The organism is Acinetobacter sp. CFCC 10889 (genome assembly GCF_003268395.1).
Classification (GTDB): Bacteria; Pseudomonadota; Gammaproteobacteria; order Pseudomonadales; family Moraxellaceae; genus Acinetobacter.
Genome location: NZ_LQXQ01000074.1, coordinates 1 through 14,078, shown reverse-complemented (window position 1 = coordinate 14,078; position 14,078 = coordinate 1). Strand labels below are relative to the sequence as shown.

Here is a 14,078-nt window from a genome sequence, read left to right as displayed (position 1 = left end):
TTAATAAGGGCTATCACCAGGCACTTGATCAGCAACGAGTAAAAGTGGAACTACTTGAACAGCAAAACCATAAAGCACAAGGCGCTATTGCAATGCTGAAATGGGGGCTTGGTGTGGTGCTAACTGTTGCGTTGTCGGGCGGCACATGGACCATCAATTCAATTAATCAACTTAAACAAGATATGGCGATTATGCAAAGCCATAGAGAGGATCATAAATGAAACTAATCAATGAAAGTCCATGGCAATATTTGTCAGTGAAGCTCCCGATGTTGGGAGCTTTTTTATTGCTTGTTGTTATCCCAGCATTGCAATGGGCACTGGATTATCAGTTAGTCCCAGATAAGTATGAAGCAATAATTGTTGGTACAGTTTTGCCAGCTTTAGCTTGGATTGGTCGCAAGATTTATCAGCCAAATTTACACAATGTAAATTCATTCGTCACGGTGACAGCAGGGCACAGCAATGTAGATCCAGGTGCGGTCAATGGTAAATACAAAGAATCCGAATTAGCAACAAAGTTCCGTAATGCTGTAGCTCATTATTTGAGTGAAGCAGGTATTGCAATAAAAACCGATGGTGTTGGTTCTGATAACCAGAATTTAAATACAGCCATTAAATTGATTAAAGGTTCTGATGTTGCTGTTGAATTTCATATGAATGCAGCAGCAAATAAGGCAGCTTATGGTATTGAAACTATTGCTTTGCCAAGGGACAAAAAATTAGCGCAGGATCTGTCAAAAGTTGTAGCTAAAGCATTTAATTCTAAATTGCGCGGTGAAGCAGGTTGGATTGATCAGTCGCAATCAGCACGTGGAAAATTAGGATTTATCAGCAATGGTGGCTTAATTGTAGAGCTTGGTTTTATTTCAAATGAAACTGAGTTGAAAACTTTCAATGAAAAATACTGGCTGGCTGCACGTGATGTTGCTGATGTTCTAATTCGTTATGCAAAATAGTCTTATTTTATTACTGTGCATCTTACTCACAAGTTGCACAGCTCATTCGATCAACACAAAAGTTCATGTGACTGTTTGTGTGCAGTGTGTGAATTAACCTGCACTATTTACAAAAATAGCAGACTGCCAATAAACCTTGAATTCTTTAGATTTTTCAGCACCACTCCATACACCATGCCAATGTCCGCGACGGATATGTGGACGCTTTCGAGACGATTTGATCTCACCAGATCGCTCAATTTGATCTTTGAATGAGCGTATCTCACCGCCTAAGCGTTTACCAATGTCGTAAATTATTGGTTGGCTTGGTGGTACGAATGCACCAGACTTTTTGTGAATTCTTGATACTGGCATGTTGGGTGGAAAGCGTGGAATAGGCTCATCCTTGATATTTGAAATATCAGGTTCTTCAGCACAAAGCCATAATAATAATGACAATAAATGCAACACCAACTTCTTTTCTTCATTGAGTAATGAAAGATTTCCATTTTTATCAAGTGCAACATCAACAGCATCACTCACAGTAATATCTTCATCAACTATCAGTGTAAGCGGTTGGTAGCATGAATAAATACTGTTTTCTTCTTGGTCTAAATTCAAGACAAGATTTAAAACTTGATGACCATTATCCATATCAAATAAAGCCCAAAATCCACGTATTACAGCACTTTCCTTATTCTCTAAAGTGCTCATTGATAGTGAATTTTCAGGCGCTTCCACATAAACACACCACTCGGGTAGACGACTAAAAATATCGGCAGGCGTATCACTTGGAATAGGTGAGGCAATCAAATCGGCAGCAATATCAGGGTCTATACGATACACACCCATTGTGTTTCGCCAGGTTCCGAATAAGTGTAAACCCCACAAAAATTTAATGATTTCATATTGCTTGTCGTTCAAAGTGTTGATAGTTGTTACACCTTTAAGCAGACCAGTTGCATTCGCTAAAGCTAGACGAGGGCTAAGACCATGTAATTCGATAGATGGTACAAATAATCCCGATTTTGGATTATTTTTTACATACCACTGCTGCATATTTTTAAACACGTCTTTTGCATCAGTGAATTGACGGGTGAATGCATTCAGGTGGTCGAGTGGGTTCATGTTTTTCTCTTAATACTGAACTTCAACTTGTGGCTTTTTACCATTGTAGCTACGCAGGATAGCGTTAGCTGCAAAATCATAGAAAATTTTATTTTTCGCATCGTTTAAAGTGTATTGATTGCCAGTCACGGTATTGAATTGAGCAACAGTCATATAAATACGTTTAAAACCATGTTGTTCCCAAACTTTACCACCAACTGATAAAACCAAGTCAGCGATTGACATTACAGGTTTAACAAAACCTTCTTTAACTGCTTTGATACAAGCGCCAAAGGTCACACGGTAGTTATCACCAGCTTTGATAACTGCTTTAACTAACTGGTGAGCTGCTTTGAAAAGTTCTGATTTGTTCATGGTGTATCTCCTTGGTATGTGGTAATTATATCTAACGTGCGTTAGATAATCAAGGGGAAATGCTCATTTATTTAATCTCGCCGACGAACGGTATTAAATTGAATAATGTTCTTTTAGTAGTCGGATGATCAGTTTTTTTGCACACCCGCGAGGCTCTGACTTCAGCGCATCAAATACCGATTTTTCAACCTCATCATCCTGATAAAAATCAATTGGAAAACGAACAGTTTGACGTTTTTCTGAATATTTTTTTGTATATTCGCTATCGGATTTTCTTTCATTTTCTGTTGTCATAATTAATACTCACTGTTATATTTAAGCCACTTGCAAGTATCTACTGCTATATAAGCAGCTTAGAAAATTAAACTTAGTTTATTTTTACTACTTGCTAAGTAATGTTTACTGCCGAATAGGCGGCTTTAAAAAAGCCCACTCTGACCAGTGGCTTTTTGCTATTAGATGCTTGGCTCTAAGTCTTCATCAAGTCCCCATACCGAGCGACCAGCTTCTTCAGACTCAATATTATGTGCTTCTTGGTTTACACAAATTTCAAAACCTGTATCACCATTGTGGCAGATACCTGAAAAAGTTGCGATTTTAGTATCTGGGTCATATTCAAAATCTTGCTCAAAAGATGCCACAAGAACTTCTTCACGGTTTTCTTGAACAGCTTCGTAAAGATCTTCAAGAGTTGTAACTTCTGCATTTACGTTACGGTGTGAATTAACAGTAAGGTTGCCGTTGTTGTAGTTTAAGAAAAGGTTCATATTTATATCTCACTAAGTAATGTTTAAGTCCATCAAGACTTTTCGATCTGACCATCTCGTCTTGATGAGTTAATATTAATCTAACGTGCGTTAGTTGTAAAGATATTTTTTAATTATTTTTATTTTGCCGACAAGCGGTCAATTCACCCTCAGTATTTCATCCACTTATCCACTTCATTTGAATACCATTCCATCAATTCTTTTCTTTCTTCCCAATATTCAGCGCGATTATAAATGCCGCGAATTCGGTCTTTAGGAACGTGTGCAATTTGGTATTCAATTACATCAGCTCTAAATTTTTGTGAGTTGTTTGCATGTGTAGAGAAGAGAGAGCGAAAGCCGTGTGTCACCATTTGCCCACCGTAACCATTTCTTTTAATAATAGCTAAGATGCTTTCTGACTTTGTTGGCAATGCAGGGTTTCGAGTATTTTTGAAAACAAAGCCATCATCTATTCTATTGTCATATAAATCTTGGAATAATTTTTTAGTTTGTTTTGTAAGTGGCACAACATGATCTCGACGCATCTTCATTCGAGATGCAGGAATTACCCATTGATCATTTTTCAAATCAATTTCTCCAGTATCCCATCTCGCATTTAGCATTTCCGAAATACGGACCGCTGTGTAACAAACAATCTTTAATCCGTGTAACAGTTCAGGTGTAACATTTGACTGATTTACTCTGCGCCAAAATTCAGGCATTTGTTCAGCATCAAGCGAAGGCATATTTTTAACTATCTGCTGTGGGATTACATCAGCGACAAGTGTGCACGGGTTTTTTTGTGTGTAATCAGACGCAATTGCAAAATTAAATAATTCATTTAAAAGTCGAAGTGATCGTTTTGCAGTTTCAAGTGTTCCCTTGCTCACCATTTCTTTTACTTTTTTGACCACTTGCTTTCGATCTACTTCGTCAATTGGTTGTTCTGCAAAATCTTCAGTAATGTAATTCAAGCGATAAATAACAGTGTTGACGTATTTTTCACTGGACCATCGCGGAGTCATCATTTTAAGCCATTCATCAATTACAGATTTGACAGAAGGTGAGTCCAAGACTTTGCCTTGCGCTTCTGCTTTATATTGTCTTGCTAGTTGGCGAGCTTCTTTGCAACCAATATCCGGGTATTCACCTAAACTTTTTCGGGTCTGCTTTCTGTGCACCCGGTACGACAATACCCATTTCTTTTTTCCAGTGGGATGCACATCAATAGACAATCCCTCACCGTCTGCTAGTGAATATCTTTTTTCTTGGGCTTTTAATGCTTTTACTTGAGAATCGGACAACATATCTTCACCTGTTACACGCGTGTCACACTTGTGTAACACCTTATCATGATTAACCGTGATTGATAAATGTTGTGTGTGATTGATCGTGATTGATTGTGATTAATGAAAGTAACTGTAAACACTTGATATATAGTAAATAAAAGGCAAAAAAAATCAACCATGATGAATCATGATTGATCTTAATTAACAAATTTGGTGGAGATGGCGGGATTTGAACCCGCGTCCGCCAACACTACACTCGAGAATACTACATGCTTAGATATCGTCAATTATTTTAACGCTAAGTGACCCGACGAACAGGGTACAAAACGCGATCCTCTAAATTTAGTACAAAGCCCCGAGGCGTGACTTTAGTACGGACTTGTGTGCGTGCGCTTCAGTCGGGTTCACTGACCACAAGTATTCAGTGAAGCGGACAAGCTGCCCTTAGGCAGCTAGAGCGTAAGATTCGTCGTTTGCGACTAAAATATGCAAATTTGATTTACGAGAGAAAATGCGCTCTCGGCATGCATCTATGAGCTTCATCATCAGCGTCGAAGCCAATAACATCCCCAGATAACGACGCCATCATAACATAACTGTTGTAAATTAAGCAGCTAATTCACTACATTTATATCAAAACATGCGCTTAATTCTATAATTGCGTTATTATTATTATTTTTCAAGGGACAAATATAAAAAAGATGAGCTATTTACTCGCACTTGATCAAGGAACAACCTCCAGCCGAGCGATTATTTTTGATGAGCACGGAAAAGTTCATGCTACAGCCCAAAGAGAAACACAAATTAAAACCCCACACTCAGGTTGGGTTGAACAAGATGCAATGGAAATTTGGACCACACAAATTGCCGTGGTACAACAGGCGATCGCTTCAGCACGATTGCTCGCTAAAGATATTAAAGCATTAGGTTTAACCAATCAGCGAGAAACCACGGTTGTTTGGGATAAACGTACAGGAAAACCACTTGCACCTGCGATCGTATGGCAAGACCGTCGTGCGGCAGAATGGTGTAATGATTTACTGCAAAATAATTATTTAGAAAAAATACAACAAAAAACAGGTTTGCGCATTGACCCTTATTTCAGTGCAGGGAAATTAGTTTGGTTGTTGGAAAATGTCGATGGATTAAGAACGCTTGCAGAACAAGGGCATGTTGCTTTTGGAACCATTGACAGTTGGTTGATCTGGAACTTGACTCAAGGTGCAGAGCATGTGATTGAAGCGAGTAATGCATCGCGTACTATGCTTATGAATTTAAGCACTCAACAATGGGATCAAGAACTTCTTAATTTATTTAATATCCCTGAAAATGTATTACCAAAAATTATTCATTCAGATCAATATATTGCCAATACAGCAACAGGATTGCTTGGTGCTGAAATTCCGATTTCAGGTGTATTGGGTGATCAACAGTCTGCATTATTTGGGCAGTCTTGTTTTGAAGTGGGTACAGCAAAAAATACTTATGGTACAGGCTGTTTCATGCTATTTAATACAGGTACAAAAATTCAATATAGCCAAAATCAATTACTAACAACACTTGCGTGGAATTGTCAAAACCAGACCAATTATGCACTTGAAGGTAGCGTTTTTATGGCAGGGGCAATTGTCCAATGGCTTAGAGATGGCTTAGGCATTATCAAAAATAGTGCCGAAGTGGAAAAGTTAGCATGCCAAGTCAATGATACCGATGGTGTGGTTTTAGTCCCAGCCTTTACAGGTTTAGGTGCGCCACATTGGGACAGTGATGCAAGAGCTTTGCTTTGTGGTATGTCACGCGGAACCAATAAATCACATATTGCTCGAGCAGCCTTAGAATCCATTGCCTTTCAAGTATCGGATGTACTGACAGCGATGCAGTCTGATATTTCACAACCCTTAAAAGAGCTTCGAGTTGATGGTGGGGCAAGTCAAAATGACATGCTGATGCAATTCCAAGCCGATATTTTAAATGTACCCGTATTACGTCCGAAGCTTTTAGAATCAACAGCATGGGGTGCAGCAGCGATGGCAGGTTTGAAAATCGGGGTATTTTCAAATTTAGAAGAAATTTCAGCATCTTGGCAACTGGATCGTGCTTTTGAACCGAATATGCAAGAAGACGAACGACAATTTCATTTACAGAAATGGAATAATGCCTTGCAAAGAGCAAAAAGCGATTAAAAAATTACTCATTTAAAAATAATCAACAGACGCTTAGCATTCTCAGCGTCTGTTTCGATTTAAACCTCACTCAACGCTTCAAAGCGAAAAGATGCACCGCGATGTTCATCAGGTAAATGCGCATCACGTCCAAATAGTTTTTCACGTAAAGTACCTTTACGGTATTCATTTTGATAGACGCCACGGCGTTGTAGCTCAGGCACAACATAATCCACGACATCTTCAAATGTTTGATGTGCCAAAATATACGCCAAATTAAAACCATCAATATCTGTATCTTCAATCCATTCTTGCAAACGATCTGCAACAGTGCTTGCCGAACCGACAACGACAGGTCCATTACCACCCACACTGGTCCATTTGGCGATTTCTTCAATCGTCCAGATTCGGTTCGGATCCGCTTTGACATAAGAGTTAAGTAAGGATTGAATTGCATTGGTTTCGATATATTCCACTTGGTCAGTCGATTGGTATTGTGAAAAATCTACGCCAGACCAACCTGAAACGAGTGTTAAACCACCATCATAACTACCATAGCTTTGATATTCTGCAAATTTTTTCTGGGCTTTTGCATCAGTTTCATCAACCACAATCGAGAGCATGGTGTAAATCAACACAGAATTTGGATCACGACCTTCTTCAACCAGTTTTGCGCGAATACCTTGTGTGAGTTGTTTCACTGCTGCTTTGGTTGGGGCGGAAATAAAAACACATTCAGCATTTTGACTGGCAAAGCGTTGTCCACGACTCGATGCACCCGCTTGAAATAAAACAGGTGTACGTTGCGGTGACGGCTCACAGATATGAATTCCAGGCACTTTAAAATATTGTCCATCATGTTCAATGGGATGAACTTTATTAAAATCAGCAAAAACTCCACGTTTTTTATCCCGCAGCACGGCATCATTTTCCCAAGAACCTTCCCAAAGTTTGTATAAGACTTCTAAATATTCATCCGCAATATCATAACGATTATCATGCGTGACTTGGGTTTTTAAGCCTAGATTTTTTGAACCACTTTCTAAATACGAAGTGACAATATTCCAACCTGCACGACCTTTGGTGAGATGATCTAAAGTACTCATACGACGTGCAAAAGGGTAGGGATGTTCAAAGGAAATAGAAGTGGTCACGCCGAAGCCTAAATGCTCTGTCACTGCAGCCATTGCAGGAACGACTTGTAAGGGATCATTGACAGGGACTTGTACAGCACCTGTAATCGCATGTTCTGCATTGCCATGATAAACATCATAAATCCCTAAAACATCAGCAAGGAAAACACCATCAAATTTGCCTCGCTCTAATATTTTGGCTAAATCTGTCCAATAGTCTAAGTCTTTATATTGCGTAGAACGGTCGAGCGGATGACGCCATAAACCTGGGGATTGATGGGCAATACAATTCATTTCAAAAGCATTAAAGCGAATTTGTTTGGTCATAATGAAGCTCTTTAATCATCTAAATATTATTTATGGATTATTTTTATCTTATTCAAAAAGAATGCATTATTTTATATTTAAAGTTGAGAACTAAATCAATTTTCATGCTTATGAAAATAAGTATATATTTTATCAATTAATCGTTAAATCGAGTTTTTTTAAATATTTTTTGAGATAATTTTTTATATTTATTTGATTTTATTGTTTTTTAATGGTTTTTTATTTAAGTGGAATAGTGGTATTTTATTTTAAATGCTTTACTTTTCTGCTTAATGTATAAATCAATTAAAATATTACTGCTAGTTTAAATGAAACGATTTAAATTAGAGACCTTGTGTAATGACCGCAAAAATTAATATTGAATTAAACCCAGTAGAAAGTATTCCAAAAGAATTTTATGTATTAAAAAATAAAGCACATATTATTCAAAATGATGCAGAAGCAATTGCTGTTGCAAAAAAATTAGCAGAAGATTTTAAGCAAGAAGCAGGGATTCGAGATCATGAACGTCGTTTGCCTTTAGCTGAAATTGAAAAATATTCACAATCAGGTTTGTGGGGCATTACTATTCCCAAACAATTTGGTGGTACTGGTGTGAGTTATAAAACTTTGGCTGAAGTGGTCAAAATAATTTCAAGTGCAGATTCATCTTTGGGGCAGATTGCGCAAAACCATTGGGCATTTGTAGAGCATATTCGTTTGGATGCAACGCCTGAACAACATGCTTTTTTCTTTGATCAAGTGTTACAAGGGCATCGTTTTGGTAATGCATTTTCAGAAAAAGGTTCAAAAACGGTTGCAGATTTGACCACCACAATCGAATTTAAAGATGATCATGCAGTCGTGAACGGACAGAAATTCTTTGCGACAGGTGCATTATTGGCACATTGGATTCCTGTAGTAGCGATTAATCATGAAGGCAAACCGTTTGCAGCATTGATTCCACAGCATAGCGAAGGCTTAACGATTCACAATGATTGGAGTGGTTTTGGTCAGCGCACAACGGTGAGTGGTTCGGTAAATTTAGATCATGTAAATGTTGATTTGAAATATGTTGTGCCTATTTATCAAGCATTTGAACGTCATACCGCAGCGGGTGCAATCTCACAATTTATTCAAGCGGCAGTTGATGCAGGGATTGCACGTGGTGCGATTCAAGAAACCATTGATTATGTTCGTCAGTACACACGTCCTTGGATTGATTCTGGTTTAGAAAAAGCCACTGATGATCCTTATACCATTGCCAATATTGGTGAATTAAAAATTAAACTTCGAGCAGCAGAAGCAGTTTTGGATTTGGCAGCATTGGCAATTGATGCAGCTTTAGATGAACCATCTGAGCAAAATGTCAATGAGGCGACATTATTAAATGCTGAAGCGAAGGTACTCACTACAGAAATTGCACTTTTGGCAGCCAATAAATTATTTGAACTCTCAGGCACACGTTCAACTTTGTCAGAGTTGAATCTAGATCGTCATTGGCGTAACGCACGTACCCATACCTTGCATGATCCTGTGCGTTGGAAACTGAATATTGTGGGCAATTATTATTTAAATGATGTGCCACCGCCACGTCATGCTTGGAGCTAAAAGGAGAATAACAATGACAACATTTACTCAAAATCATGAACTTGCTTTAGGTGGCAATTATGAACAAGTTGCTCAACGCTTCCGTCCAATTTTTGCCAAAATTGCCGCAGGAACTTTAGTAAGAGAAAAAGATCGAATCTTGCCATCCGAGCCGATTCAATGGTTAAAACAGGCAGGCTTTGGCGCTGTGCGTGTACCTGTGCAATATGGTGGCGATGGTTTGTCACAGCGTCAGTTATTTCAATTGTTAATCGAATTGGCAACAGCAGATTCAAATATTGTGCAGGCTTTGCGTGGGCATTTCGCTTTTGTTGAAGATCGTTTAGTCGCACATCGTGATCATCCACAAGAGCTTTGGTTTAAACGTTTTGTGCAAGGTGATTTAGTGGGTAATGCATGGACTGAAATTGGCAAAGTGGAAATCGGAGATGTAGCGACTCGTGTCTCACAAAATCCACAAGGTAAATTGGTGGTAAATGGTGAAAAGTTCTATTCAACAGGGACGATTTTTGCTGATTGGATCGATCTTTTTGCTTATGATGAAACCTTAGATCAGCATGTGATTGCAGCAATTTCCACACATGATCAAGGCGTTAAAGTGAGTGATGATTGGGACGGTTTCGGGCAAAAAACAACGGGCAGTGGTACACTCAAAATCACTCAAGTTGCTGTAGAGCGTGACCATATTTTACCGTTTGAACAACGGTTTAAATATCAAACGGCATATTATCAAGTGTTCCATTTAGCAACTTTGGCAGGTATTGCACTTAGTGCTGTGGAAACTTTCTCCGAGGAAGTACGTCAGCGCACACGTATTTTTAGTCATGGTAATGCAGATCTCGTCCGACATGATGCACAAGTGTTGCAAGTGATTGGTAAGGCATCTGCACAAGCATTTGCTAGCCAGTCGATTGTCCTCACCGCAGCAGAGGCATTAGATGCAGCTTATTTAAGTCATTTTCAAGATAATGATGTGTTAGACCAACAAACGAACAATGCTGCTGAATTAGAATCCTCACAAGGTCAGGTGGTGATTTCAGGTTTAGTCTTAGACCTCACATCTGCTTTATTTAATGCTTTAAGTGCCTCAGCAAGTACAACGGCAAAGCAGTTAGATCGTTTTTGGCGCAATGCACGTGTGGTATCTTCACATAATCCACTTATTTATAAAGAAAAAGTGATTGGTGATTGGGTCGTTAATCAAACACCGTTGCCTTTTGTTTGGCAAATTGGCAATAGTCCATCTGCTCGGAAAATTTCGGCTTAGTTGTATTTTTGGGTAAATTAGAGTTTTCATCGAAAGGTGAAAGCTCTTTTTTACTGATGTTGATCACAAATCTAAAAATAGAAAGATCGTGTTTCTTTTAAAATTATGCTATTACAAAATAAACTTAAACTGAAAATTAGATAATGAAAAGATTAGCATTGATGTCGATGATCAGTTGGATTTATATATTGTTATTGCCATTTGCACATGCAGACAATCGTTTTGTTGGTTTATGGCAAGAAATCACCTTTTATGATGATTCAGGTCTTATTGAAGATTCGGATAATGGTATTTCAGTCGATGATAGTGAATATTATTTTATTTCCAATGATCAAAACCAATACAGTATTAAAAATATAGATGCTCAGTCTATTTTTACAGTAGAACAAGTGAAGCACAAAGGGAGTACATTAAAATTTGTCATGATTAATCATCTAGAGCCTGATGATCTATATATTTTAAATTATGAATGTCATGAGAAAATTAAGCATATAGAACTTAAATGTAAATTTACCAATCAAAAAGGAGAGCTTGAAGAAAATATTATTTGGAAAAAGCGTACTCAGAAAATGACATCAACAAAATAAAACCCGCACTCGGCGGGTTATATTCGAATTTTTAAAGCTTAAGCGACTTGGACAGGAATACAGTTTGCAGTGTGATTGACTGTATTGTCTGGATTTGCATAGACAAGGCGTGGTTTATGAGCATCTGCTTCGGCATTGGTAAAATCACCAAATGTTGCGATGATCATCAAATCACCAACGTCAGCTTGTAGCGCAGCGCCACCATTGACAGAAATGATACCAGAACCTTCTTCACCACGAATTGCATAAGTTGTGAAGCGCTTACCATTGGTCACGTTCCACATGTGAATTTCTTCGTACTCACGAATGCCAGCCAAATCTAAAAGAATGCCGTCAATTGCACAAGAACCTTCATAATGCAATTCAGCTTGTGTGACAACACAACGATGGATTTTAGCTTTTAATAAACGAGATAGCATGGCTTGCGTCTCCTAGTTGTCCTACGACAGTTATATGTAGTTAAACAATAACTTTTGCAATGGAATGCTTTTTGAAAGCGCATTTTGCTCTTAAAATTGGCGCATAGCAAGAAAAATTGTTTAACAAAGCTTGATATTTAATGGGAGAGATTTACGGTTTATAGGCATTTATTTGATTCATTGCCTGTTGAATATCACCATTAACCAAAAGTTTAGTTTTACTTAAAGCATGATGAATTGCATCATCCATTAAAGTTTGTTCACTACTTGGTGCGCGACCTAAGACATGACCAGAAACTTTTTCTTTTGCGCCAGGGTGACCGATCCCAATCCGTAAACGATGAAAATTTGCACCGATATGTGGAACAATGTCACGTAAACCATTATGACCACCATGACCACCGCCTGTTTTTAGGCGAATGACACCTGGATCCATATCCAGTTCATCATGTGCAATCAGAATTTCTTCTGGTTTAATTTGATAGAATTTGGCGAAGGGTACAACACTTTGACCAGATAGGTTCATAAAGGTTGTTGGTAATAGCAGACGAACGTCCTGACCTTCGATATTACCGCGACCACTGATCCCTTTATATTTAGAGTCAGTTTTCAGTTGGATACCATATTGTTCTGCAAGGCGTTCTACAAACCAGAAGCCTGCATTATGGCGGTTTGGGCGTACTCAGAACCTGGGTTACCCAAACCAACAATCAGTGAAAGTTTACTCACACTCATTTACACCATTTAACACTTATGCGCGTTTGAAGTCAGCGTGCATAGGTGTGTTTTTAGCTGGGTGACGTTGTAAAGCTTGGATTTTAACGCTTTCAACTTTACCATCGATGTTGATTTCTACAACTTCAGCAAAGAAATCATTGCTTTCTAAAGCTTTAACAAGCTCACGAAGTTCTAAAGTTACAGCTACAGGTGCAGCATCACCACCATAGATGATCGCTGGTACTTTGCTTTGAAGACGAAGGCGGCGGCTCGAACCTTTCCCTTGTACTGCTTCTTCACGTGCTACTGCATTTAATACGAAGTTTGCCATGATAGACATTCCTAATTTAAGTTGAATTGACTAGACCTTCGACCAGTCTAGTGATAGAAAGCCCCACCAAAAGGCAGGGCTTTTAAATTTAGCGCTATATTATAGATAAGAATCGAACATTGCACTAATAGATTCTTCGTTGTTAATACGACGAATTGTTTCAGCAACCATACTTGCTACTGAAACTTGGCGAATCTTACCAAGTTTTAAAGCTTCTTCAGAAAGTGGAATAGTGTCAGTCACAACCAATTCATCAATCACAGATTTGCTTAAGTTCTCAAGTGCTTTACCTGAAAGTACAGGATGCGTTGCGTAAGCAACCACTTTACGTGCACCAAACTGTTTAAGCGCATCTGCTGCTTTACACAATGTACCTGCTGTATCCACCATATCATCTACGATGACACAATCACGATCTTTAACATCACCAATCAAATGCATCACTTGTGATTCATTGGCTTTTTGGCGACGTTTGTCGATGATTGCAAGGTCGATATCACCCATTTGTTTAGCAACAGCACGTGCGCGAACTACACCACCAACGTCAGGTGAAACCACCATCAAGTTGTGATGTTGTTGTTGACGTAAGTCAGCAAGCAAAGCAGGTGTACCGTAGATATTGTCTACAGGAATATCGAAGAAACCTTGGATTTGGTCAGCATGCAAGTCGATCATCACGACACGGTCAATACCAACAGTTGTGAGCATATCTGCTACAACTTTTGCAGTAATTGGAACACGTGTAGAACGAGGACGACGGTCTTGACGCGCATAACCGAAGTAAGGAATCACAGCAGTAATACGACCCGCACTTGCACGACGCAAAGCATCAGCCATGACCAAGATTTCCATGAGGTTATCATTGGTTGGGGCACAAGTAGGTTGTACGATGAATACGTCTTTACCACGCACATTTTCAGTAATTTCAACAGTGATTTCACCGTCAGAAAATTTACCTACAGCAGCAGCTCCCAATGGGATGTGCAAATGGCTAACGACTTTTTGGGCGAATTGTGGATGAGCATTTCCACTAAAAACGACAAGATTGGGCATGAAGCACCCTTGGCGGTTGGCATGTATGAAAATAG

The 14,078-nt window shown here is 38.8% G+C and carries 14 protein-coding genes, 1 other RNA gene and 2 pseudogenes; 6 read left to right on the top strand and 11 right to left on the bottom strand.

Features of this window, described 5'->3' with window-relative positions:
* Positions 1-221: hypothetical protein (locus tag AVJ19_RS18705; protein ID WP_162626655.1), on the top strand; the 221-nt coding region annotated here is incomplete at its 5' end.
* The gene (locus AVJ19_RS18700) at positions 218-958 is read left to right on the top strand and encodes an N-acetylmuramoyl-L-alanine amidase (protein WP_111861112.1); all 741 of its coding nucleotides are present in this window, start codon (positions 218-220) and stop codon (positions 956-958) included. The genes AVJ19_RS18705 and AVJ19_RS18700, both read left to right, overlap by 4 nt.
* Before the next feature lie 93 nt (positions 959-1,051).
* On the opposite strand, the gene AVJ19_RS18695 is transcribed toward AVJ19_RS18700, so the two are convergent.
* The 6 genes from AVJ19_RS18695 to ssrA all read right to left on the bottom strand — a co-directional run bounded on the left by AVJ19_RS18695 (position 1,052) and on the right by ssrA (position 5,028).
* Positions 1,052-2,065 carry an AcrVA2 family anti-CRISPR protein gene (locus tag AVJ19_RS18695; RefSeq protein ID WP_111861111.1) on the bottom strand — a complete coding sequence of 338 codons (1,014 nt, stop codon included), beginning with the start codon at positions 2,063-2,065 and terminating at the stop codon, positions 1,052-1,054.
* 9 nt (positions 2,066-2,074) lie between these two features.
* Positions 2,075-2,419 (bottom strand): hypothetical protein, encoded by a 345-nt coding sequence (locus AVJ19_RS18690; RefSeq protein WP_111861110.1) that lies wholly within the window; start codon positions 2,417-2,419, stop codon positions 2,075-2,077.
* A 93-nt stretch (positions 2,420-2,512) separates the two neighbouring features.
* Positions 2,513-2,713, bottom strand: coding sequence for a hypothetical protein (locus AVJ19_RS18685; RefSeq protein WP_111861109.1), 201 nt, complete (start codon positions 2,711-2,713; stop codon positions 2,513-2,515).
* 161 nt (positions 2,714-2,874) lie between these two features.
* Positions 2,875-3,186 (bottom strand): hypothetical protein, encoded by a 312-nt coding sequence (locus AVJ19_RS18680; RefSeq protein ID WP_111861108.1) that lies wholly within the window; start codon positions 3,184-3,186, stop codon positions 2,875-2,877.
* Positions 3,187-3,335: 149 nt separating this feature from the next.
* A complete protein-coding gene (locus AVJ19_RS18675) occupies positions 3,336-4,475 on the bottom strand; it encodes a tyrosine-type recombinase/integrase (RefSeq protein ID WP_111861107.1) in 1,140 nt (379 codons plus the stop codon).
* A 193-nt stretch (positions 4,476-4,668) separates the two neighbouring features.
* Positions 4,669-5,028, bottom strand: a transfer-messenger RNA (tmRNA) gene (gene ssrA, locus AVJ19_RS18670).
* Between the two features lie 130 nt (positions 5,029-5,158).
* Between ssrA and glpK the strand changes: the two genes are divergently transcribed.
* Positions 5,159-6,640 (top strand): glycerol kinase GlpK, encoded by a 1,482-nt coding sequence (glpK, locus tag AVJ19_RS18665; RefSeq protein ID WP_111861106.1) that lies wholly within the window; start codon positions 5,159-5,161, stop codon positions 6,638-6,640.
* Between the two features lie 59 nt (positions 6,641-6,699).
* On the opposite strand, the gene AVJ19_RS18660 is transcribed toward glpK, so the two are convergent.
* Positions 6,700-8,079 (bottom strand): LLM class flavin-dependent oxidoreductase, encoded by a 1,380-nt coding sequence (locus tag AVJ19_RS18660; RefSeq protein ID WP_111861105.1) that lies wholly within the window; start codon positions 8,077-8,079, stop codon positions 6,700-6,702.
* Between the two features lie 411 nt (positions 8,080-8,490).
* Here AVJ19_RS18660 and AVJ19_RS18655 point away from each other — a divergent pair.
* The 3 genes and pseudogenes from AVJ19_RS18655 to AVJ19_RS18645 form a co-directional block, all read left to right on the top strand.
* Positions 8,491-9,669, top strand: a pseudogene (locus AVJ19_RS18655) (SfnB family sulfur acquisition oxidoreductase); the annotation flags it as partial.
* A 13-nt stretch (positions 9,670-9,682) separates the two neighbouring features.
* Positions 9,683-10,936, top strand: a complete 1,254-nt coding sequence (locus tag AVJ19_RS18650; protein WP_111861103.1) for a monooxygenase — start codon at positions 9,683-9,685, stop codon at positions 10,934-10,936.
* 143 nt (positions 10,937-11,079) lie between these two features.
* Entirely contained in the window at positions 11,080-11,523 is a 444-nt protein-coding gene (locus AVJ19_RS18645) for a hypothetical protein (protein WP_162626654.1), read from the top strand.
* A gap of 38 nt (positions 11,524-11,561) precedes the next feature.
* Here the strand turns inward: AVJ19_RS18645 and panD are convergent, their stop codons facing one another.
* From panD to AVJ19_RS18625, 4 genes and pseudogenes are all read right to left on the bottom strand, one after another.
* On the bottom strand, positions 11,562-11,942 hold the full coding sequence (gene panD / locus AVJ19_RS18640) for an aspartate 1-decarboxylase (protein WP_004722504.1): 381 nt from the start codon (positions 11,940-11,942) through the stop codon (positions 11,562-11,564).
* A gap of 151 nt (positions 11,943-12,093) precedes the next feature.
* Positions 12,094-12,671 (bottom strand): annotated as a pseudogene (gene pth / locus AVJ19_RS18635) (aminoacyl-tRNA hydrolase).
* Between the two features lie 22 nt (positions 12,672-12,693).
* Positions 12,694-12,990, bottom strand: coding sequence for a 50S ribosomal protein L25 (gene rplY, locus AVJ19_RS18630; protein WP_111861101.1), 297 nt, complete (start codon positions 12,988-12,990; stop codon positions 12,694-12,696).
* A gap of 99 nt (positions 12,991-13,089) precedes the next feature.
* Positions 13,090-14,043: a ribose-phosphate pyrophosphokinase gene (locus tag AVJ19_RS18625; RefSeq protein ID WP_111861100.1), complete on the bottom strand. Its 954-nt coding sequence runs from the start codon at positions 14,041-14,043 to the stop codon at positions 13,090-13,092.
* Between the last annotated feature and the right edge of the window lie 35 nt (positions 14,044-14,078).

Bases quoted from the DNA above. Each gene is read 5' to 3' on its own strand.
- AVJ19_RS18700 (WP_111861112.1), top strand. From the start codon at position 218: ATGAAACTAATCAATGAAAGTCCATGGCAATATTTGTCAGTGAAGCTC.
- AVJ19_RS18695 (WP_111861111.1), bottom strand. From the start codon at position 2,065: ATGAACCCACTCGACCACCTGAATGCATTCACCCGTCAATTCACTGAT.
- AVJ19_RS18690 (WP_111861110.1), bottom strand. From the start codon at position 2,419: ATGAACAAATCAGAACTTTTCAAAGCAGCTCACCAGTTAGTTAAAGCA.
- AVJ19_RS18685 (WP_111861109.1), bottom strand. From the start codon at position 2,713: ATGACAACAGAAAATGAAAGAAAATCCGATAGCGAATATACAAAAAAA.
- AVJ19_RS18680 (WP_111861108.1), bottom strand. From the start codon at position 3,186: ATGAACCTTTTCTTAAACTACAACAACGGCAACCTTACTGTTAATTCA.
- AVJ19_RS18675 (WP_111861107.1), bottom strand. From the start codon at position 4,475: ATGTTGTCCGATTCTCAAGTAAAAGCATTAAAAGCCCAAGAAAAAAGA.
- glpK (WP_111861106.1), top strand. From the start codon at position 5,159: ATGAGCTATTTACTCGCACTTGATCAAGGAACAACCTCCAGCCGAGCG.
- AVJ19_RS18660 (WP_111861105.1), bottom strand. From the start codon at position 8,079: ATGACCAAACAAATTCGCTTTAATGCTTTTGAAATGAATTGTATTGCC.
- AVJ19_RS18650 (WP_111861103.1), top strand. From the start codon at position 9,683: ATGACAACATTTACTCAAAATCATGAACTTGCTTTAGGTGGCAATTAT.
- AVJ19_RS18645 (WP_162626654.1), top strand. From the start codon at position 11,080: ATGAAAAGATTAGCATTGATGTCGATGATCAGTTGGATTTATATATTG.
- panD (WP_004722504.1), bottom strand. From the start codon at position 11,942: ATGCTATCTCGTTTATTAAAAGCTAAAATCCATCGTTGTGTTGTCACA.
- rplY (WP_111861101.1), bottom strand. From the start codon at position 12,990: ATGGCAAACTTCGTATTAAATGCAGTAGCACGTGAAGAAGCAGTACAA.
- AVJ19_RS18625 (WP_111861100.1), bottom strand. From the start codon at position 14,043: ATGCCCAATCTTGTCGTTTTTAGTGGAAATGCTCATCCACAATTCGCC.